Source organism: Anaerobiospirillum sp. NML120511 (assembly GCF_023050955.1).
GTDB lineage: Bacteria > Pseudomonadota > Gammaproteobacteria > Enterobacterales > Succinivibrionaceae > Anaerobiospirillum.
Genome location: NZ_JALKIK010000041.1, coordinates 1 through 20,570 on the forward strand (window position 1 = coordinate 1; position 20,570 = coordinate 20,570).

12 protein-coding genes and 1 pseudogene are annotated in these 20,570 nt (G+C 53.1%); 7 read left to right on the forward strand and 6 right to left on the reverse strand.

Annotated features, from left to right (window positions below; genetic code table 11):
* Positions 1-518 precede the first annotated feature (518 nt).
* Entirely contained in the window at positions 519-1,490 is a 972-nt protein-coding gene (locus tag MXE39_RS10255) for a glutamate racemase (protein WP_246978594.1), read from the reverse strand.
* A gap of 415 nt (positions 1,491-1,905) precedes the next feature.
* Here MXE39_RS10255 and trmA point away from each other — a divergent pair, with 415 nt between their 5' ends.
* Positions 1,906-3,102 (forward strand): tRNA (uridine(54)-C5)-methyltransferase TrmA, encoded by a 1,197-nt coding sequence (gene trmA / locus MXE39_RS10260; protein WP_246978595.1) that lies wholly within the window; start codon positions 1,906-1,908, stop codon positions 3,100-3,102.
* Between the two features lie 295 nt (positions 3,103-3,397).
* On the opposite strand, the gene MXE39_RS10265 is transcribed toward trmA, so the two are convergent.
* Both MXE39_RS10265 and rpmE read right to left on the reverse strand, forming a co-directional pair.
* Positions 3,398-4,663 (reverse strand): malic enzyme-like NAD(P)-binding protein, encoded by a 1,266-nt coding sequence (locus tag MXE39_RS10265; protein ID WP_247074053.1) that lies wholly within the window; start codon positions 4,661-4,663, stop codon positions 3,398-3,400.
* A 925-nt stretch (positions 4,664-5,588) separates the two neighbouring features.
* Positions 5,589-5,810 (reverse strand): 50S ribosomal protein L31, encoded by a 222-nt coding sequence (gene rpmE, locus MXE39_RS10270; protein WP_246909703.1) that lies wholly within the window; start codon positions 5,808-5,810, stop codon positions 5,589-5,591.
* A gap of 501 nt (positions 5,811-6,311) precedes the next feature.
* Between rpmE and priA the strand changes: the two genes are divergently transcribed.
* Positions 6,312-9,350, forward strand: a complete 3,039-nt coding sequence (gene priA, locus MXE39_RS10275) for a primosomal protein N' (RefSeq protein WP_246978597.1) — start codon at positions 6,312-6,314, stop codon at positions 9,348-9,350.
* A gap of 200 nt (positions 9,351-9,550) precedes the next feature.
* Here the strand turns inward: priA and MXE39_RS10280 are convergent, their stop codons facing one another.
* Together MXE39_RS10280 and MXE39_RS10285 are read right to left on the reverse strand one after the other, a co-directional pair.
* The gene (locus tag MXE39_RS10280; RefSeq protein ID WP_246978599.1) at positions 9,551-10,495 is read right to left on the reverse strand and encodes a glycosyltransferase family 2 protein; all 945 of its coding nucleotides are present in this window, start codon (positions 10,493-10,495) and stop codon (positions 9,551-9,553) included.
* Between the two features lie 323 nt (positions 10,496-10,818).
* Complete coding sequence (locus MXE39_RS10285; RefSeq protein ID WP_246978600.1) at positions 10,819-11,895, reverse strand: hypothetical protein; 1,077 nt, start codon at positions 11,893-11,895, stop codon at positions 10,819-10,821.
* A 560-nt stretch (positions 11,896-12,455) separates the two neighbouring features.
* On the opposite strand from MXE39_RS10285, the gene argS reads away from it, so the two are divergent.
* From argS to MXE39_RS10310, 5 genes and pseudogenes are all read left to right on the forward strand, one after another.
* On the forward strand, positions 12,456-14,192 hold the full coding sequence (gene argS, locus MXE39_RS10290; protein ID WP_246978601.1) for an arginine--tRNA ligase: 1,737 nt from the start codon (positions 12,456-12,458) through the stop codon (positions 14,190-14,192).
* A gap of 318 nt (positions 14,193-14,510) precedes the next feature.
* Positions 14,511-15,203: an SPOR domain-containing protein gene (locus tag MXE39_RS10295; RefSeq protein ID WP_246978603.1), complete on the forward strand. Its 693-nt coding sequence runs from the start codon at positions 14,511-14,513 to the stop codon at positions 15,201-15,203.
* Positions 15,204-15,867: 664 nt separating this feature from the next.
* Positions 15,868-16,395: pseudogene (hslV, locus tag MXE39_RS10300) on the forward strand (ATP-dependent protease subunit HslV); the annotation flags it as partial.
* A gap of 89 nt (positions 16,396-16,484) precedes the next feature.
* A complete protein-coding gene (gene hslU / locus MXE39_RS10305) occupies positions 16,485-17,819 on the forward strand; it encodes an ATP-dependent protease ATPase subunit HslU (protein WP_246978605.1) in 1,335 nt (444 codons plus the stop codon).
* Positions 17,820-18,396: 577 nt separating this feature from the next.
* A complete protein-coding gene (locus tag MXE39_RS10310; protein WP_246978607.1) occupies positions 18,397-18,654 on the forward strand; it encodes a hypothetical protein in 258 nt (85 codons plus the stop codon).
* Between the two features lie 150 nt (positions 18,655-18,804).
* On the opposite strand, the gene MXE39_RS10315 is transcribed toward MXE39_RS10310, so the two are convergent.
* The gene (locus MXE39_RS10315; protein WP_246978608.1) at positions 18,805-20,259 is read right to left on the reverse strand and encodes an AraC family transcriptional regulator N-terminal domain-containing protein; all 1,455 of its coding nucleotides are present in this window, start codon (positions 20,257-20,259) and stop codon (positions 18,805-18,807) included.
* Positions 20,260-20,570 lie beyond the last annotated feature (311 nt).

Genomic DNA, 20,570 nt, shown 5'->3' on the forward strand with positions numbered 1-20,570 from the left:
AATCTGAGCCATGATCAAACTCTTCACTTTAATGATTCGTTTGAAGTGCAACTGTAACCAGTTGCCAGTATGTTGGCAAAACTCAAAGTTCTTAACTTAAAGAACCCACACAGATTGTCTGTACTTATCTGATTTTTAAAGAACTTCAAAGCGCTGGGCTTTTGCAGCTGATTCGCTCACTGCGTCACAGCGGAAACGTATTTTAATGATTTTCACCACCGGGTCAACACTTTTTTCACAGTTTTTTTAAAGTTTTTTAATACTTTGAGCAAAAACACGATATCTACGGGCTTTTGCCCGACAATATTTTCCTTTTTTCTGAGATTTGGATCTCATCCCCGACCACAAAACAGCGCACCACCATAGTGCAGTTAACACATTTTCCGCATTTTTAAGCCTGCCAGATACTGAAAGCTGTCTGCTCACCTGTCCGACACGAAGATTTTGTCTGAATTTAACAGCACTGAGGCAGGCAGCCGCTCAGCCAGCAGCTGAGCGGCTGCGCCCCTGTCGGGCGTTTATGCAACGGTACCGGCATCCTTGAGTATGAAGTTTCTGACCTCAACAAAACCAAAGCAGCGGAAGGTGCACTCAAACATGTCCTTTTCCTGATCGGTAGCATTACCTGTATACATGGCAACCTGCGGTCCGCTCTCTACGGCCCCGCCAGCAGCGGCGACTGCTGCGCCGCTGCTTTCCTGCTGACCTGCCAGCAGGGAGTTGATTCTTCTTGCTACGGCCTCACCTGAGTCAACCAGAGTAATGTCCGGTCCGAGCACCTGAGCAATGTCATCGCGCAGCAGCGGGAAGTGGGTGCAGCCCAGAATAAGAGTGTCAGGACGATCACCCTGAGGCAGGGACAGAACCGGCTCTAGAATCTTCTCAAGGCGCTGATGATTGGTACTGTCGTCATCAGCAATATGCAGATGCTCATTCTCAAGCATGCAGCTGTGTCGGCCCTGAGCATTTTCCAGATCAGCAAGATGCTCGGCACAGAACCTGCGACCAAACTTGAGCAGCTCAGCTTCGGCAAGGCGCACCAGGTCCTCACTGCCAATGCGCATCACACGGCAGTCATAGGCAAATTCGTTGATCAGGAAATCGGTATAGGCCCTGTGAACTGTACCCGGGGTAGCCAGCAGGGCAATGTGTTTGTTGCGGCTGATGGCTGCTGCCGGCTTGATGGCCGGAACCACACCTACTACAGGAATGCTGAAGATATCTCTTATGACAGGCATAACTGTGGTACTGGCGGTATTGCAGGCAATAACAATCAGATCAGGATGCAGCTCATCAGATACTGCCTTTAGCAGTGCAGACACACGGCGGCGTAAAAAGACCTCGCTCTTATTGCCATAGGGAAAGCACTCATGATCAAAGAGGTAATAGAAAGCGGCATCGCGATTGAGCTTCCATGCCTCAGTAAATACTGACAGGCCGCCCATGCCCGAATCAAAAAACAGAACTGTCGGTTTGCGCTTCTGGGTCATAAGCCCTCCTCAAAAACTGTCATAGTAAGACCTGCTGCTGACAACTTTGCTTCCCGTGCAGCTGCTGCTTGCTCAGCAGTGCAGCAGCGCCCAGGGCAGGCCGCATTGCCCGCAATTACAGGCACTGCCAGGCCTCGTGGCCATCAGAGCCGGCCAAAATTCGATGTACATCCGATTATACTCCAGGCCCGCATGTCCCTGGCCTGCATTGGCATATGCCCAGCCGCCACTCCTGGCCTGCCATTCAGGACAGGCCAGCATGGTTACAATGTTTTGCGTGAACCGTGCGGATGGTGAGCTGATGACAGGAGTTGATGGTGTGAAACTGGGCTGGGAAAAGCTGTTTTATGCAGTTTAGTGACTTTTTTGCTAACATGCAGTCGAGTTTTTTTCTGAGAAATACAGGATTTTGAGCATGTTACCAGTTCTTTTGACCACGACTGACAAAGACAATTATCAGGCCTATCTTGATGAGAAGGTCACCAGAGTATTCGGCATGCTCAAAGAGACGCTGCAGGATTCAGATGATCTCAGAGGCTATGAGGATCTGTGTGGCCTTACTCCTGAGGTACATGCATCCATCCCTGAACACTACCGCATGCGCGCTGAGTTTTCGGTCTTCCACCACAATGACGGCACCTGCGATTACGCCATGTATGAGCCAGGCAGCAAGCCACGCAAGATCATTCTGATCAAGGACTTCCCAGGCTGCACTGTCTCCATTAACAGGGCCATGGCCGCTCTGCGCGAGCTCCTGCCTGAATACCCTCTGGTCAAGCGCAAGCTGTTTGGTGCTGACTTTCTGAGCAACAGCCATGATGATGTTGTTATCAGCCTCAACTATCACAAAAAGCTCGATGAGGCATGGCAGGAGGAAGCACAGGGTCTTTATACCCGACTTAATGAGCAGGGTCTGTCCATTTCCTTTGTGGCCCACGCCCGCAAGCAGGCCATTGTCATAGGCAAGGATCATGTAATCGAGACTATTCCTACCACCAGAGGCGATATCCGCCTCAAGCAGGTGGAAGGTACTTTCTCTCAGCCTAATGCTACAGCCTGCTCAGCCATGCTTAACTTTGCTCTTTCCTGCGCTCAGGACGGCATTGATGAAGCAAAGGCCAAAGGACAGAAGGCCAGAGATCTGATTGAGCTGTACTGTGGCTCCGGTACCTTTACCGTAACTCTTGCCCCACTGTTCCAACGCGTGTTTGCAACCGAGGTTGCCCGTCTGCCAGCCGAAACAGCTGTATTTAACATGCAGCTAAATGGGGTGGACAATATCAGCATGGCCCGTCTGAGCGCTCTTGAGGTAACAGAGGCCCTGACTCATGTACGCACTTTCCGCCGTCTGCAGGAAAAGGAGATCAATCTTGATGATTTTGACTTTGGTACCCTGCTTATCGACCCTCCACGAGCCGGTCTGAACGATGAAGAAGCCCTGAAGTTTACCAGCTCCTATGACCGCGTCATTTACATCTCATGCGGTCCTGAGTCCCTGGCCTCAGATCTCAAATATCTTACCCGCACTCACCGCATTGCCCGTCTGGCTTTCTTTGACCAGTTCCCATACACCAGTCACATGGAAAGTGGCGTACTGCTGATCCGCCGCTGACAGCTGCCACGCGCAGCCAGCCGGACTGCCGGGCTGGCGGCCTGCCTGCCAGACAGCAGGACTGCCTGATGGGCTGGCGGCCTGACAGCCAGCAGGGCACGGCAGACAGAAGACATGGCAGACCGCTCTGTATGACCTGTCCATACTGCCGCCCGGCCATATGGGGCGGTGGCGCCGTTAAGTGCGGCGCCATGAGCCATGGGCCGGGAGGATGCTGTTAAAGGCGTAAAAAAAGGCATTCAGAATTTTCTGAATGCCTTTTTTTGATCACCAGATTAAGGTGCCAGTCTGAGAATTAGTAGTTCTCAAGAGCCGGGCTGTAGTTCTCTGGCATTGGGATCTGAGCAACACCGCTGTCAACGGCAGCCTGTGCTACAGCACGGGATACCTTAGGCAGTAAGCGTGGATCCATTGGCTTAGGAATTACGTAATCTGGACCAAACTCAAGCTTGTCAACCTGAGCAGCCTTTACTACCGCAGCTGGAACAGGCTCCTTTGCCAGTTCACGGATAGCCTCCATGGCAGCCAGCTTCATCTCCTGGTTGATGCAGGTAGCGCGTACGTCCAGGGTGCCACGGAATAAGAATGGGAAGCACAGAACGTTGTTGATCTGGTTTGGATAGTCGGAACGGCCGGTACCAATGATGATATCAGGACGTACACGACGTACTACAGCTGGCTCAACCTCTGGATCAGGGTTGGAGCAGGCAAATACTACAGCCTTAGGAGCCATGCTCTTTAAGTCTTCTTCGGTTATCAGGCCAGGGCCGGATACACCCAGTAATAAGTCAGCACCGGCACAGGCCTCAGCCAGGGTCTTAGGACCGGCATCGTTTACAAAACGTGGCTTCTCACCGTTGTTGTACTGGGCACGGTCAGAGCGGATTACGCCGTGACGGTCAACCATGAATAACTTGGACTTGTCAGCACCTGCTGCGATGAGCAGGTCAGAGCAGGCAACACCGGCAGCACCGGCGCCTACGCAGACAACCTTACAGTCTTCAATCTTCTTGCCCTGAAGCTCGAGGGCATTGAGAATGCCGGCGCAGCTTACGATGGCAGTACCGTGCTGGTCGTCGTGGAAAATAGGTACCTGGCAGCGCTTGATTAACTCGCGCTCGATCTCAAAGCACTCTGGAGCCTTGATATCTTCGAGGTTGATACCACCGAAGGTATCGGCAATGCACTCGACAGTGGTGATGAAGTCTTCAACAGTCTTGTTCTTAACTTCGATGTCGATGGCGTTAATGCCGGCAAAACGCTTAAACAGGAGGGCCTTGCCTTCCATAACTGGCTTGGAGGCCAGAGGGCCTAAATTGCCTAAACCTAAAATGGCAGTACCATTGGAAATAATGGCTACGGAGTTACCCTTGCCAGTGTAGCGGAAAGCATCAGCTGGATTGTTGGCAATCTCACGTACTGGCTCGGCTACGCCTGGGCTGTAGGCTAAAGTTAAGTCGCTGGCGGTTTCAGCGGCCTTGGTAATTACAACCTTGATTTTGCCAGGAACTGGCTTCTCGTGATACTCCAGAGCGGCATCGTGTAAAGACTTCTGATCCAAGGCATCCCCCTTAAAAAAATGCATCAGCCTGTTTAAAAAATTCATGCCTGCTGCACGCTTCGGCAGCGGTCATCCTGTTCCCGGAAGGTTCTGAAAATCTCAGAACAGCCCCAGGTTCAGTTTGAATAACTCAACGGATGAAGAGTTTAGTCAAGAAGTACCGAAAATTGTGAGAAACCAGTCGTATTTTTGAAAGATGTGTTGAATTAAATCCCCAAAGATTGATCCGTCTCTCACTTCACCGCAAAGCCTGTGGAAAGGCTGTCCGGCGCGTGTCCAGGCACATGGTCATCATAGCTCCAAAGTAAGTCCGCACCTGCAATTGCAAGAATTTATCAGTTCTTGAAGACCCCTTTCATAGATATAAAACTGACGCTTTTTAACTGACAATGGTCGAAAGACTTCCATTATTAAATCAACTTTTTTAAAGTGAAATCACTATTATGTGCATTTCTGACCGAAAGTACCTATCCCCGTGTCTTCGTGACTTGTGACGTGACCTGCATCTCTTTGGACAAATCAAAACCACAGCCTCTGCCGCCAAAATTCCCCCGTGTTTTATAACCGTCCCCGGGCACCAGCAGCTTTGGCTGCCACCTGACCAGCCTGACTGCTATGTCTCAACCAGACATGGACCTCGGATGGAGCTTATGGCCTGCAAGGACGGCAGGCAGACCGACAGACAGACTTGGGCCGTGCAGCTGTTCCGGGCATAAAAAAAACGCCTGTTCCCACGGGGCACAGGCGTTTTTTTGATATCCCGGCTCAGCCGGGACGGGATGACACAAAAGGCAACTTCCTTTTATGAGTCCAGCGGTACGGTCAGAACATGCTGGCCATAGCTGGCGGTGCGGCCCATCCCAATGCCGCATAATCAGGTTTATGGAGCATCCTGTCCATGAATATGGCAGGAGGCCTGACCCAATTACTGCTGCTTCTGAGCGCCGAGCATACCGAAGCGCTTCTTGAAGGCTTCAACACGACCGCCGGTATCAACGATCTTCTGCTTGCCGGTGAAGAATGGGTGGCATAAGGAGCAGACTTCGATATCGATGTCGTGACCTGCAGTGGAACGAACCTGGAACTTGTTACCGCAGGAGCAGCGTACGTTTACTAACTCGTACTGTGGGTGAATATTCTTTTGCATTTGGACCTCAAGTGCATGTCGCCATTCCGCCACAAACTTAATATTGCGCCGAACACCACATGCGGTTATGTAAAAAAGCGCCTCATGATAATTTAAATTTGACAGAAAGGCAACATATTCATTCACTAAGACTTAACTTTTATCTGGCAGCAGCTGTGCCTCATATTTACCGGCTGCATGCCGCGCCTGGCTCTGCAGCATGGCATGGCAGCGCCAGCTCCTGCAGCTCCGCCCTGGTGGTGCCCGGCCGGGCCAGACTGAGCAACCGCCTGGCCGGGCATTACTGTCCCGTGCGTCATCCGGGGCGGGACTGCAGATTAGCTGTCGGCGTGCTGAGCACAATGCGATCGGATAAATCATGTCCCAATATGTTAAAAGGACCATTACAATTAGCAGCCAGAAAATTCTCTGTACCGATCTGGTTTGCTATAACTGAAGACAGCTGGTGCCGCTCACAGTGAGCCACGCTTTCCTTTCCCACAGCTTGATAAGGAGTTGTCTATGACCGGTCAGAATAATGATTCCCCTGCCGCAGCACCGGGCAGCAATACTCTCAGTCACTTCGGTCAGACCAGTATGGACCGTGAAATTGCCGAGATTTCTGAGGCAATGAAGGATCTCAATTCTGACGAGGCCATGATGCGTGAGGCTGTAGGCAAGGGCAGCGAACTGGAACTGCGCGTAGCTGAAGCACTGAAGACTCAAAAAGTGCCTCTGCCCAAAGCCGCTCCTGCCGGCAGGAGCAGTCGCCGGAGCCGTGCGGCCGCCACAGGCGCTGCAGCTGCCCAGACTGAGCTTAAGGATCCTCAAGGACGTTCACTTATGACCACTAATGACAGCAAGGACAAGACTGCCTCAGCCCATGGCAAGGCTGCAGCTGACATCACGGCCGTTCCGGCAGCCGGCCGATCTGCTGGTGGCTCTGATGCAGCTGGTACAGACAGCAGTGCTGCTGCATGCGCTGCCACCGGTGCGTCTGCTGAGGAGAGCAGCGCTGCTGTCGGCAGCAGCAGCACCGGTCGTGCTCGTCGTGGCACAACGAGCGGATCACAGACTGCTGCAGGTAAAGGCAGGGGGCGCAGGAAAAAAGATGCTGATGCCGATGCTGTTGAAGCTGCCAGGGCTTTGGGCATGGACGAGGAAGATGAGGACAGCTTTACCCTGACCCCTCAGAGCGCCCGCCCGTCTCAGACCGGCAAGACCAGGAAAAAAGGCGCGCGCGCATCAGGACGTATATCTGTGACCACCACTGTCGAAGAGGACTTTGATGAAAGTGAGTGGACTGTAGTTCAGGTTGCTATTAACCGCGCCCTGTACCAGACCTATGACTACCGCATGTATGGCAGATACGGCAATGAGATCATAGGCTGCCGCGTCCATGTGAGCTTTGGCTATGCCAAAGGCAATAAAGAGGTAGGTGTAATTACCGCAACAGGCGCCATGTCAGGCATGCCGGTCAGGTCACTCAAGGAATGCTCACTTATTGATGCAAAGCCTGTGATTGTGCCTGATGTGATGCAGACCCTGCTCTATGCAGCCGCCTACTATCACTACCCTGTAGGTCAGACTGTTCCTGTGGGACTGCCAGCCATTTTGCGAGATGGCGGCCATGCCTCCTATCGTGAGATCCCGGGACTTGCTTTAACTGTACCTGAAGATGAACTTGAAGATGCTCTTAAAAAGCTGCGCTCTGTCGGTCAGAAAGAGCTCCTGATGGCATTGCGTAACGGTCCGCGCAAGAATACCGATCTGCGTGAGCAGGGCTGGACCTCAGCTCAGGGCAAGGCCCTGATCAAAAAGGGCATGGCCCGGGCCATAGACTTTGCCCATGATCTGCAGCCCTATGACCTTGAGGCTGAAGCTGCAGCTGACAACATCATTGCTGACAAGCCTTTTATCCTCAATGATGAACAGCAGGCCGTGCTTGAAGCCATTAACTCCCAGCAGGGCTATGGCGTCTTCCTGCTCAATGGTGTTACCGGTTCAGGTAAGACCGAGGTCTATCTGCAGGCTATTGAACACACCTTGAGACAGGGCAAAAGAGCTCTGGTAATGGTGCCGGAAATTGCTCTTACCCCTCAGACTTTCAAGCGCTTCTACCAGCGTTTTAAAGTACCTGTAGCCACCATTCACTCAGGACTTAGCGACCGTGAGCGTCTTGATGCTTTCCTCGACATGTACACCAGCAGAGCTGCCATTCTCATTGGCACCCGCTCCGCCCTGTTTACGCCGGTGAACAATCTGGGGCTGATTGTCATTGACGAAGAGCACGACAGCTCATTCAAGCAGGGTGACGGTCTGCGCTATCATGCCCGCACCCTGGCTGTATACCGTGCCCGTCTTAACAACTGTGTGCTGCTTCTGGGCTCTGCTACTCCATCACTTGAGTCAGTCCACTACTGTCAGCTGGGTTTTTTCCGCAGACTTGATCTGGTAAGACGAGCTCAGAAAGCAAGGCTGCCGCGCATGCACCTTATTGATTTGCGCGCAGATGAGCTTAATGAAAATGTGCTGGCCGGTGTGGGCGAGGTGGTGGAAAAGGCCGTAGGCATTGCTACTGCACAGCACCAGCAGGCCCTGCTCTTCCTTAACCGCCGTGGCTTTTCCAGCGCCCTGATCTGCCCGCACTGCGGCTATGTGGTCATGTGCCCAAAGTGCGATGTTGCCCTTACCGTGCATAAGGAAAAGCATCAGATGTGCTGTCACGTCTGCAACTCGTTTTTCCAGCTGGTAAAGCACTGTCCATACTGCCGCGCCAAGACAGGACACCTGTACCCACTTATTGAGATAGGCGTTGGTACCGAACAGGTGGCCGGATATCTGAGCGAGCGTTTTATGGACGTGGGCATTGAGCGTATCGACCGCGATGTCATTACCTCAAAGGAGGGACTTGATCAGAGTCTGCAGCGTATCCTGCACCATGAGAGCGAAATCATTGTAGGAACCCAGATGCTGGCCAAAGGTCATGACTTTCCAGATGTGACCGTGGTAGGCATTCTTGATGTTGACGGAGGTCTGTTCTGCGATGACTTCCGTGGCTATGAGTACACAGCTCAGCTTGTTACCCAGGTAGCCGGACGTGCCGGACGAGCTGACAAGGAGGGTGATGTCTATATTCAGACCCGCCATCCTGATCACCTGCTGCTGCAGTCACTGGTAGATCCGTCCTTTAACTACCTGCGTCTTGCCTGCGAGCTGCTGACCATACGCAAGGACAAAATGCTGCCTCCTTATACTTTCCAGGCCATAGTCATGGTCAACTCCACCGACCGTGACCTTGCTTTCTACACTCTGCGCGACATCATGACCACGTTTGAAAACCGTACCGACGGTGTGCTCAATGAGGTAAGGCCAAGCATTATCTTCTCAGACCGTACTGAAAAGCGCTTTAACCGCTTCCATTTCCACTGCAATATCATTGCGCACAGCCGCAGTGCCCTTGACCGTGTTCTTGATGAAATCACCACTGTTTACAGCGGCATGAAAAACCTCAAGGACCTGCGCTTTGCCATCGATGTCGACCCGGTATCTTCAGTCTAGCGCCCGGCCAGCACTGCCCTTGCCTGCCTGACTGTCCGCCATGCAGGAACCATGACAAAGGCAGGAGCTGCGCCCGCCCATAACCTGAGCATGATTCTGCAGCCAGATCGGCCGCCATGGCTGCATGGCCTGCAAAGCAAAAGCCCCCGTATTTCTGCGGGGGCTTTTGCTGTGGAGCTGTTGCCATGTCAGCTTCGGACTCAGTCAGATCCTTTGTCCTTGCAGGCATCTACTGCTGACTGAGGAGCATTGGACCTGTTGATGTGAACTTCCATTGGATTGTCTTTGAGACTGAGGCTTGCCTCCCACAGGAAGTAATACTTGAGCAGGGTATACATGAATGCTGACTGAGCAGCCAGATAGCCTGCACGGCCATCAAGAAAACCAAGCTTGATAAAGTACAGTTTGATGAAGCTGAACACAGGGCTGAAGATGATCTTCATCAGTGAGGCTTTCTTGCCTTTGACTATATAGCTTTGAGCTGACATGCGGGCATAACGTATTGTGCGGCGGAAGTGGTCATCAATATCACGGTAGGAATAGTGAATGATGAAACCATTGAGGCGCTTTACCGGGGCATCAGAGACCAGAGCCTCATGAACAATTTCGCCTTCCCAGCGCGGATTGCTGTCACGGCGCACCAGACGCAGACGGTAGTTTGGCTGCCAGGCATGATCAAGAAGCTTTCCCAGATAGTGGGTCTTGCGGTTCATCTCAAAGCCAGCCAGCTCATTGGCCTCAATAACACGGATGATGTCATTGCGCAGATCGTCATTAAGTACTTCGTCAGCATCAAGAAAGAGAATCCAGTCCTGGGTGCACTTGGGAATAAGAGAGTTTTTCTGCTCCACATACCCCTTGAACTCCTCGGTATAGACCCTGGCACCAAATGCCCTGGCCACATCAATGGTGCGGTCAGTGGATACCGAGTTTATCACCACAATCTCAGAGGCCAGATCAGCTGCAGCAGCCAGAGTTGCAGGCAAACGGTCCTCTTCATTATGAGCAATGATGGCAATGGTCAGCGGCAGTCTGCCACCTGGCAGCGGAGCGCTGCCGTCAGCTGTAACTCCAGGCGCAGCCTCATGCTCAATAACCTGAGATGTAGCAGCTGCGGTTAAATCATTTTGCTGTGTACCTGGCATGTCCGGGCCTCTTGTTTCGTTGCTGTTCTGTGGTTGTTCTGATGATTATATATACCTGCAGTCCTCATCGGACCATGCGTGACCTGCCGGGGCATATCCCGGTAATGGGGCCATGCCTCATGTATGGGTCCAGATCTCCGTCATGGGGCCATGCCTCATGCATGGGCCCAGATCTCCGTCATGGGGCCATGTCTCGTGCATTGAGCCATATGTCAGCATGGGGCCGCAGGTCGGGCCTGAGCCATGAGGCCAAGGCTTGAACCGGGGCTGCCGGCGCTGGTGACGGAGCCGGGACTGCCAGGCAGCGCCGCTCGTCATGACCTTCATGAAAGCAGGCTCTTAAGTGCGCTCATGGCCGGGGCTACAATCTGCTGCTTAATCTCTGGGGTCATGGTAATGAGCTTTTTGGTCTCAGGGTGAAGATCTTCAAGCCTGAGGGTCACAGGGTGCTCATCCCTGTCGCCATAAAGGGCCCAGCGGGTATGGGAGTTGGAGATGCGGGTAGAGTAAAAGCAGATACAGGCCTTGCGGTAATTGCCTGCAATCTGGGTGATGCCTGTGCTTGGTCCAATGAAGAATGTACAGCGATCCACCATGGCAGCTGCCACCATAAGACTTGCCCTGTTGATAAACAGATGGACCCTTGATCTGGCCTGCTCATCAAGACCAGCCACCATCTGCTCCATACTCTGAGCGTTTTGCTCCATGCCCATGATAATCACATCAAAGGCGTGATCGGCAGTATCGATGCCTGCATCCTGAGCCGTCCTGGGATCAAGCAGAGTGGCAATTACCTGAGCATAGTGCTCATCGTTGATATTAGAGCCCGAGCCACCGGTAAAAGGATTGATCAGAATGAAAGGTCGCGAACCGGCGCCCTGCTTTTTGAGCCAGCTGTCGACCAATGCAGCATCATCTTCACTGTAGTGTATGCGTGAGGCCTGAATACCCACCTCATCAAAGCGTGCCGGGTCGAGCGAACGCACCAGATCAAGATTGTACTCAGCCTCACTCTTGATGCTCCGGGAGCGACGCTGTCTTACCCCTCTGTTGTAATGGAAAAACGACATCATCTTTGAGTATGGGCCGATACGAATCGGGGCGCCGCTCTTTTTAGCCAGCGCGGAAATCTCGTTATTTGATACCAGGGCCACAAATACATCAGGCTCAAGAGCCCTGATGGCAGCAAGAAGCTGATCTTTGTCCGCGTAATCATCTATATTCACACAGTGATCGATACAGTCGACATTGCGGGCAATTATGTGATTGTTTTTGCTCACCAGAGCGATGATGCGGGCCTGAGGATACATGGCCTTCATGGTGGCGTAGGAAGGAATTGAGACGACAAAATCGCCTATCTTGTCGGTTCGGGAAATAATGATATTGCGATACTGTGCCATTAATTACTCTTCCTGTGGCTTGAATCCATATTTGCAGCCAGCGCCGCCAGCAGCGCCTTACCCGGCCGCTCAGGCGCCATAGCCTTGCCTGGGTCTGATCCGGGCATGTATATCGGGAATGGACCTTGGGCATGGAACTCGGGCTATGGCCCCGGGCCTGCAGCGCTGTGGTATGACAGGCAGGTCTCAGGGTGGGTCCCATGCTCTGCATCAGGGGCGTCATAAAGCATGAATAAATCGGATCTGTTAGCGCTGTGCTTCAGTCTTGCCGGCTGTTTTGCTGCAGGTAAAAGCGCCATATGAGCGCATGGTGCTATGTTATAATATGATATTTTGGTTCTGACGGTAATCACAAGCCTCATACACCCTGCAAAGCTGATAAACATGCATTTATCAGTCTGGTTTGCATTCTGGTAACAGGCGCTGCTGTCAGCACTGCGAGTGCCCCGTATGTCAGGCTGCTTTTGTCGGCCTCACTGGGGGAATAACATCCTGTTGTGCCCAGTATAGGAGACCTGCAGGCTTATATGGCAACCACCATATCCGGCCTGCGATTTTTTATGAAAGATATTGTTGCTTCTTCAGTTCTTGCAAGTCTTAACAGCTTAAAAGCAGATTTTGCCATCCCTGATGATGTTGAGAGCAAAATCCGAATTGACCGAACCAAGGACAAGAGCCATGGCGACTTTGCTACCAATATCGCCATGATGCTGGCTAAGCCACTGGGCAAAAATCCCCGCGAACTGGCTCAGCTCATTGTAGATAATCTCCCTGACGACAGCCGTATTGCCAAAACCGAGATCGCAGGTCCAGGCTTTATCAATTTCTTTGTCAACTCAAGCCACACAGCCTCCCAGCTTGAGGCCATGCTCGCCGATGAGCGCCTTGGTGTAGCAGTTGCTGAGCAGCCTCAGAACATTGTAGTTGACTACTCAGCTCCAAACGTTGCCAAGGAAATGGCCGTTCACCATATCCGTTCTACTGTGATAGGAGATGCCGTAGTACGCGTTCTGGAGTTTCTGGGCAATAACGTTATCCGAGCCAACCATGTTGGTGACTGGGGCACCCAGTTTGGCATGCTCATCGCCTACCTTGAAAAGTGTGAAAAGGAAAACGATGATGCCCTAAATCTCAGCGACTTTGAGGCTTTCTACCGTGAAGCCAAGCGCTGCTATGACGAAGATGAGGAATTTGCTGTCAAGGCCCGCTCCTATGTAGTACGTCTGCAGGGCGGTGACAGCTACTGTCACGAAATGTGGCAGAAGCTGGTCAAAATCACCATGGATCAGAACCAGCTTATCTACGATCGCCTGAATGTAACTCTGACCCAGAAAGACATGATGGGTGAAAGTATCTACAACGACATGCTCCCTGAGGTGGTTACAGATCTGCTCTCACGCGGCATTGCTGTTGAGGATAAGGGCGCTGTAGTTGTTTATCTTGATGAATACAAAAACAAGGAAGGCGAGCCACTGGGCATTATCATCCGCAAGAGTGATGGCGGCTTCCTGTATGCCACTACCGATCTGGCCTGCGTCAAGTACCGTGTTGAAAAGTTCAATGCCAACCGTCTGATGTACTTTACTGACTCCCGCCAGCATCAGCACCTTGAGTCTGTATGGCAGATTGCCCGTATTGCCGGCTACCTGCCTGAGAATGTAAGCTGCGAACACGAAGCCTTTGGCATGATGCTGGGCAAGGATGGCAAGCCGTTCAAGACCAGAACCGGCGGCACCGTAAAGCTCAAGGATCTGCTCGATGAGGCCGAAAAGCGTGTTGACGCCATGCTTACCGAGCGTGGTTCTGTCTACGAGCCAGGTGAGCGAGAGCGTGTGATTCATGATATTGCCATTGGCGCCGTCAAGTATGCTGACCTGTCCAAGAACCGTCTTACCGACTATATCTTTGACTGGGACATGATGCTCTCCTTTGAGGGCAACACTGCTCCATATCTGCAGTATGCTTACAGCCGTATTCAGTCCATCTTCCGCAAGACCGACAGAACTCCTGGTCAAATCGTGATTAATGAAGAGGCTGAAGAGGCACTGGCTACCCGTCTGCTGGCTTTCTCTGATACCGTAAACTCAGTAGCTGCCAAGGCCATGCCGCACCTGCTGTGTACTTATCTCTTTGAGCTTTCCGGTACCTTCATGCGCTTCTACGAGGCCTGCCCGGTTCTCAAGGAAGGCGTTGACGAGCAGACCAGCCGCTCCCGTCTTGCTCTGTGCGCTCTGACCGCACGTGTGCTCAGGCAGGGCCTTAACCTGCTGGGCATCCAGGTAATGGAAAAAATGTAATACTCCCTGACTTCAAGGAGTTTCACGCCTTTATCAGCACTGACAGCCAGAGCATGAGCCTGCGTTACAGGCAGCCTGTACTGGCTGAGAAGCTGCTGTGCAGCTGCAGTAATTCCGGCCTGCCAGCAGGTTCAGCCTGTACCAGTTACCTGGCTGAGAGCGGCATTGCTGCAGCGCTGATAACGACTGGCACTGGTCCCTTATGGGATGATTGAGGCCCACTGCCGGCGAAAGTAACATTGAACTGCCTTGTGCAGCCATCATGACCAGATTTCTGCAGGCTGAGCCTGACAGATGGTCATCATTGAGGATAGAAAGGTGAAACTGATCGACAATCTGCTCAATGGCAAGGAAATGCCACCTCAGAAAAAGCGCGTACTTGCACTGGGCGGCATAGCCTTTATCGTTCTGCTGTTTGTAAGCTTCCTGCTGTCTCTTACTGAAGATGACAGCAAAACCCCGGCTGACAACGGCTCAGGCAATGTAGTCGAGCAGGTTCCTGCCAGTGGCCAGGACGGCAGTCTGAAGCTGCCAAGCTCACAGCGCTATGATTTTGAAAATGACGGCAATCATGTGGGCGGCGGGCTTGAAAGCCTGCTCAACGATGCTCCTGCCAGTCCATCAGATCAGGGCCTGAACAATGATCCTTTTGCCGGCATGAAGGGCGATTACTCCAATGAGTCTACCGTTCCTGGTCCTGCTCCTCTGCCAACAGAGGACGACTATGACGAAACCACTCTTGCAGCCCCTCAGGGCCAGAGTGCTCCTCAGACCCGTCCTGTTGCTGAAAAGACCATGCTCTTTTGCGACAGCTACACTACTGTAGCTGCAGCTGAAAGCCAGAAGGCTGTACTTGCTTTCCAGGGCATCAGCGCCAGCGTCATCAAGAATCAGGATGGCAGCCATGGCCTGCAGATTGGTCCTTTTGACAAGGCTGAAGAGGCCCGCAAGACTTTCAATGATCTGGCCAACAAAGGCCTGCTGCAGCGCTGCGCCCTTATCAAGCAGTAACCCGCTCCCGGATTTCATGCGCTGTTTACCTGCAGCGCACATAATAAGAGCCGGTCCCCGCAAGAGGACCGGCTCTTATTTATTTGCAACCCTGCACTCAGCCCCAGGCCCGCCCTGCCAGGCATACCGGACAACAGCAGCGCTGCTGCCGGCATGCCCGACCTGCCCTGACACTGGCGGCGCGGCTGCCCGGCATATCCTGGTTGCCCTGACACCGACGGCGCGGCTGCCCGCCATATCCTGGTTGCCCTGACACCGGCGGCGCGGCTGCCCGGCATATCCTGGGTGCCCTGACACTGGCGGCGCGGCTGCCCGGCATATCCTGGTGGCCCTGACACCGGCGGCGCGGCTGCCCGGCATATCCTGGTGGCCCTGACACCGGCGGCGCGGCTGCCCGGCTGCCTTATTGCCAGGGTGCCAGGCCTGCGAGGCTTTTGGAGCATTCTGGGTCTTTCCCAGGCAATATGCACTATGCTCAATAAAGTACTGCAGCTGTCGAAGTCAAAGCCATATGTTTGCTTTTTGATGGTCATTGCAATGGTGCTTTTGCATCTGACCTTGATATTCGGGCAGTGCGCCCCCACTTAGTTAAAGATATTATTGCCAGATCAGAGTACTGACGGGCATTGAACTAAGGCTCAGCCTAAATTGGAATTATATTGCTATGACAACTATTGTTTCCGTACGCAGAAATGGTGTGGTTGCTGTCGGTGGTGACGGTCAGGTTACCATGGGACAGAGCACCGTCTTAAAGGACAATGCCCGTAAAATCCGCCGTCTTTTCAAGGGCCGTGTAATTACCGGCTTTGCCGGCTCCACTGCCGATGCCTTTACCCTGCTTGACCTCTTTGAAAAGAAGCTTGAGGCCCATCAGGGTATTTTAGAGCGCGCCTGCGTTGCTCTGGTCAAGGACTGGCGTACCGACAAAATGCTGCGCAAGCTCGAAGCTATCCTGATCGTGGCTGACAAGGAAAGCAGCTTCCTCATTTCAGGCTCGGGTGATGTTGTGCGCATGGATGATGACATCCTGGCAACAGGTTCAGGCGGCAACTATGCCCTGTCAGCAGCACGTGCTCTGGCGCGCAATACTGATCTCAGTGCTGAGGAAATTGTCCGCCAGTCTCTGAAGATTGCAGGCGAGATCTGTGTCTTTACCAACCAGAATCACATCATCGAAACCATTGATTTCAATGAGGGTGCTGAAAACAAAGACAGCAGCACAAGTGAAAGCAAGCCTCAGGAGTCCGGCTCCTGGAGCGCCGATTAATAAGGATCGACACCATGTCAGAATTAACCCCACGTGAGATTGTCAGCGAGCTCGATCGCTATATTATCGGCCAGAGCGAAGCCAAGCGTGCCGTAGCTATTGCCATGCGTAACCGCTGGCGCCGCATGCAGCTTGATCCCAAGATTCGTCAGGAAATCTACCCTAAGAACATACTGATGATCGGACCTACCGGTGTGGGCAAGACTGAAATTGCCCGCCGTCTGGCAACCCTTGCCAAAGCTCCTTTTATCAAGGTTGAAGCCACCAAGTACACTGAAGTGGGCTACGTAGGCAAGGAAGTTGACTCCATTATCCGTGAGCTCATGGAAGTTGCCATGAAGCTGGTCAAGGAAGAGGCTTTCAAGCGCAACAACACCCGTGCCCAGGAAGCTGCCGAGGAGCGCATTCTCGACGCCCTGCTGCCTAATCCTTCAGCTACTGAAGACGAGAAAATGTCCAATCACACCCGTCAGATCTTCCGCAAGAAGCTGCGTGAGGGTGAGCTTGATGACCGTGAGATTGAAATCCGCACCCAGGAAAAGACTCAGGGCTTCAGCCTGATTGGTGGCGGCAGCTCTCCTATGGATGACATGAGCAATCAGCTCCAGTCCCTGTTTGATACCCTCTCTCAGGGCCGCAGTGTCACCAAGAAAATGAAGATCAAGGATGCTTTCAAAGAAGTCTGCCAGGAAGAGGCTGAAAAGCTCACCTCCTCAGATGATCTGCGTGCCGAGGCCGTAAAGCTCTGTGAAAATCAGGGCATTGTCTTTATCGACGAAATCGACAAGATCTGCGGTGGCGACAGCAGCAGCGGCGGCTCCCGTGGAGAAGTGTCACGCCAGGGCGTACAGCGCGATCTGCTGCCTTTAATCGAAGGCTGTCAGGTCAACACCAAGTACGGCATGGTACGTACCGACCATATTCTCTTTGTGGCCTCAGGTGCTTTCCAGATTGCCAAGCCTTCTGATCTCATACCTGAGCTGCAGGGACGTCTGCCAATACGTGTTGAGTTAAAGCCATTAACCGCTGAAGACTTTGTACGTATTCTCAAGGAGCCACATGCCTCTCTTACCAAGCAGTATGAGTACCTGCTGGCCACTGAAGATGTAAAGGTTACCTTTACTGAAGATGCCATCAGACGCATTGCCGAAGATGCTTTCACCGTCAATGAAAAGACTGAGAACATCGGCGCCCGCCGTCTGCACACTCTTATGGAGAAGCTTCTCGACAGCATTTCCTTTGAGGCCCCTGACATGCCAGGCACAGCTGTTGAGATTGACGCCGAATACGTAAACAGGCACCTGAGCGACATTGTCCAGGACGAGGACCTGTCCCGCTACATTCTCTAAAGTCCCCAAAAAAGACCTCCGCTCGCGCCGCCACTGCCGCCCGCGCCCCTCAGGCACGACCCCGCCGGGGGCGCCCGCGCAGCCGGCCTCTGCCCCAGGCTGCCATCAATGGCAGCCATGGGCGGCCTGACGGTCTGGCCTGCCATGCCCTGCCCGACTGTCTGTCCTGCCAGGCCATTACGGACTGTCTCCTGCCCGGGACTCAAACTCTGCTGTTTCCATTCAGACAGCAGAGTTTTTTTATGCCCGCATACGGGGCACAGATGAGAGCTGGCATACAAAAGTAAGCTCTAATTTGACTTTGAACGTACGCGTTCGCCCTGAAAATGCTACTATTACAATGTCTCAGTCCGTGCCTGGTCGCCACTGAGTCCGATCTGTCATAATGTCCGCCCTCATAGCTGACATGCCACTGTGCAGGTGACAGTGATTCATCTGTCTGCTGCAATTGAGGATCTGTATTTTCAGAGCACCATTTCACAGAGCACAGGCAGTTAAGAAGAACCTTATTAACGCAACAGCGCAGGGAGACCGCCCGGCTGACTGAAATCACAGGCAGTACCGGCGCCGCAATTTTATGAATAACCGTGAACAACTGAGCCTCAGAGAGCTTGAGATGATTCAGGAGCTTACTGAGATTGCTGCCAAGACTGAAAACATGAATGACAGCCTTGATGAAAAATTCCGCAGCCTCGATCAGAAGGATATGGAAATAGCAGCACTCAAAAGAGAGCTCGAAGAATACAAGCAGGAAAATGCACGTCTGTTTGAAATTATCCAGACCTGGCGTTCCCGCATGGACAAGGTGCTTGTGACCCTGGGTCAGATTAACTGATCTGCCCCGGCACATACGCAGCATAAGGCAGGAATATAAGCTCCCTGCTGACCGTCACTGCTGCACCAACTAAGCGGTTTTATAAAGCACCACAACAGACAGGCCCCGAAAGACTAATCCTTCGGGGCCTGTTTTTTTTATTCTCAGATCTCAGGCATCAGGGTATATAAAGCCCTGCGGCCCGGCCCCGGCAGGCAACATGCAGCCCCTGTCTCCTGCACTGCCACTGAGGGCGGCAGTGCAGGCAGCGGTGCACGCGCCGGTGCGACCTGAGGCCTTATTTGCGCCGGGGATGTAGCCTGACTTCTCAAGCTGCTTTTTAAGGTTTTTTATATCGCGTACCGGCGGGCAGCCAAAGAACTGGCGATAGGCGGTCAGGGTCTGGGAGCTGCCGGGCATTTTCATAACCCTGAGAGCCTTATCAAGGGACATTTTGTGCTCAAGCATCAGTATTCTGAGCTTGATGAGCCTGATCCTGTTATACCAGCGCAAAGGAGTCATGCCGGTCTCAGCACTGAAGTGGCGGGTGAACAGATAGGGGTCCATGCCATGCACCTTTGCAAGCTGAGCGGCATCAAAGCTCCAGGTGAGGTCGGAGGCCATAAACCTTACAGCCCTGTGCATGGTCTGAGCACTTTCATCCTTCATGGCGCGCAGGATCATAAAGCCGGCCTGTGGATGGCGCAGCAGATGATAGGTCATAAGATTGACAGCCAGTTCAAAAGGCACTTCATCTGGACAGTCACCAAGGTACATGTCCACAATTCTTTCGAGCATGCAGAGCATGTCATAACTGCAGGCCATGACCTCAGTGCTGCGCCCGGTCTCAAGCTCATCAGCAGCAAGAGCTGTATACACCCTGAGCTCATCATCTGGCAGCGCAGAGCAGCCTGCAGCCCCTGCAGTTGCCACTGCAGCGGTCCCTGCAGCCGCTCCGGCGCCAGCGCCTGCTGCGTCAGACAGTGCAGCGCCGTGCTCCCCGTTCCTGCGTGTTGCGGCCATGGTCCTGACCCTGGCCTTGTACTTGAGGTGCTCGCGCGAGGAAAAAGAGGCGCGCATATGGTCGCAGCGGCGCATATCAAAACGCAGCGCCAGGGAAATAAAAGCATGGCTGTTGCTGTCAGGTATGTTGACCACTTCCACAGGCAGAGGCACACAGGTAATGAAAAACTCACCAGGACCAATGCAGAAGCGGCTGTTACCGGCTGTAATGTACTTCCAGCCTGACAGTACAAAGATAAAGCAGGGCTCATAAAGCCAGCGCCCGCCCATGCACTTCTGTGCTGGCTGTACTGCACCAAAGGAGCCGCCACCGGCGCCCACTGCGTCCATGGCAGCAGCACCGTAGCCCGCTTCGTCCAGGGCTGCAGCACTGTAGCCCGCTTCGTCCAGGACTGCAGCACCGGAGCCGCTTCTGCCTGAGCTCACAGCAGCGCCCTGAGCTGCGCCTGCCTCATGGCCGGGCCATAAGCTCTCGTATTCAGGAGTGCAGTACAGAGTCAGATCCCTGTGCCTGAGGTTGATGAGTCTGCCTGGCTGAGCAGCCCTGAGAGCTGCTTTTTGCAGGCGCTCGAGTACCTGACCTTTATCCTGTAGCGTGTCCATGACTGCCCTCCTATTAGGGGCACTTGCCCCCACTTCCAGACCCAGTGCAGTCATCATAACCTGCACAGCACCTGATTAGCACCCGGGCACAATTAAGCAGCCTGGCAGAGCATCATTAAGCAGCCAGCTGCCAGGTCATGACCAGTAAACTCATTTCGCAGCTGTCATTGCAGATCATGCGACACGACCGGCTGCTGCAGCGCAGCAAGGCTGCTCATGGCGGCATGGTCAGGCAGAGCATGATGCCGGACTGCTGATATCGTAACGCCCTTAAATCAGGGATTTTGTTCACTTAATCTCATAGGCTGAAA

Excerpts from the sequence above, each read along its gene's own strand:
- MXE39_RS10255 (WP_246978594.1), bottom strand. The coding sequence starts at position 1,490 with ATGACCCAGAAGCGCAAACCGACAGTTCTGTTTTTTGATTCGGGCATG.
- trmA (WP_246978595.1), top strand. The coding sequence starts at position 1,906 with ATGTTACCAGTTCTTTTGACCACGACTGACAAAGACAATTATCAGGCC.
- rpmE (WP_246909703.1), bottom strand. The coding sequence starts at position 5,810 with ATGCAAAAGAATATTCACCCACAGTACGAGTTAGTAAACGTACGCTGC.
- priA (WP_246978597.1), top strand. The coding sequence starts at position 6,312 with ATGACCGGTCAGAATAATGATTCCCCTGCCGCAGCACCGGGCAGCAAT.
- MXE39_RS10280 (WP_246978599.1), bottom strand. The coding sequence starts at position 10,495 with ATGCCAGGTACACAGCAAAATGATTTAACCGCAGCTGCTACATCTCAG.
- MXE39_RS10285 (WP_246978600.1), bottom strand. The coding sequence starts at position 11,895 with ATGGCACAGTATCGCAATATCATTATTTCCCGAACCGACAAGATAGGC.
- argS (WP_246978601.1), top strand. The coding sequence starts at position 12,456 with ATGAAAGATATTGTTGCTTCTTCAGTTCTTGCAAGTCTTAACAGCTTA.
- hslU (WP_246978605.1), top strand. The coding sequence starts at position 16,485 with ATGTCAGAATTAACCCCACGTGAGATTGTCAGCGAGCTCGATCGCTAT.
- MXE39_RS10310 (WP_246978607.1), top strand. The coding sequence starts at position 18,397 with ATGAATAACCGTGAACAACTGAGCCTCAGAGAGCTTGAGATGATTCAG.
- MXE39_RS10315 (WP_246978608.1), bottom strand. The coding sequence starts at position 20,259 with ATGGACACGCTACAGGATAAAGGTCAGGTACTCGAGCGCCTGCAAAAA.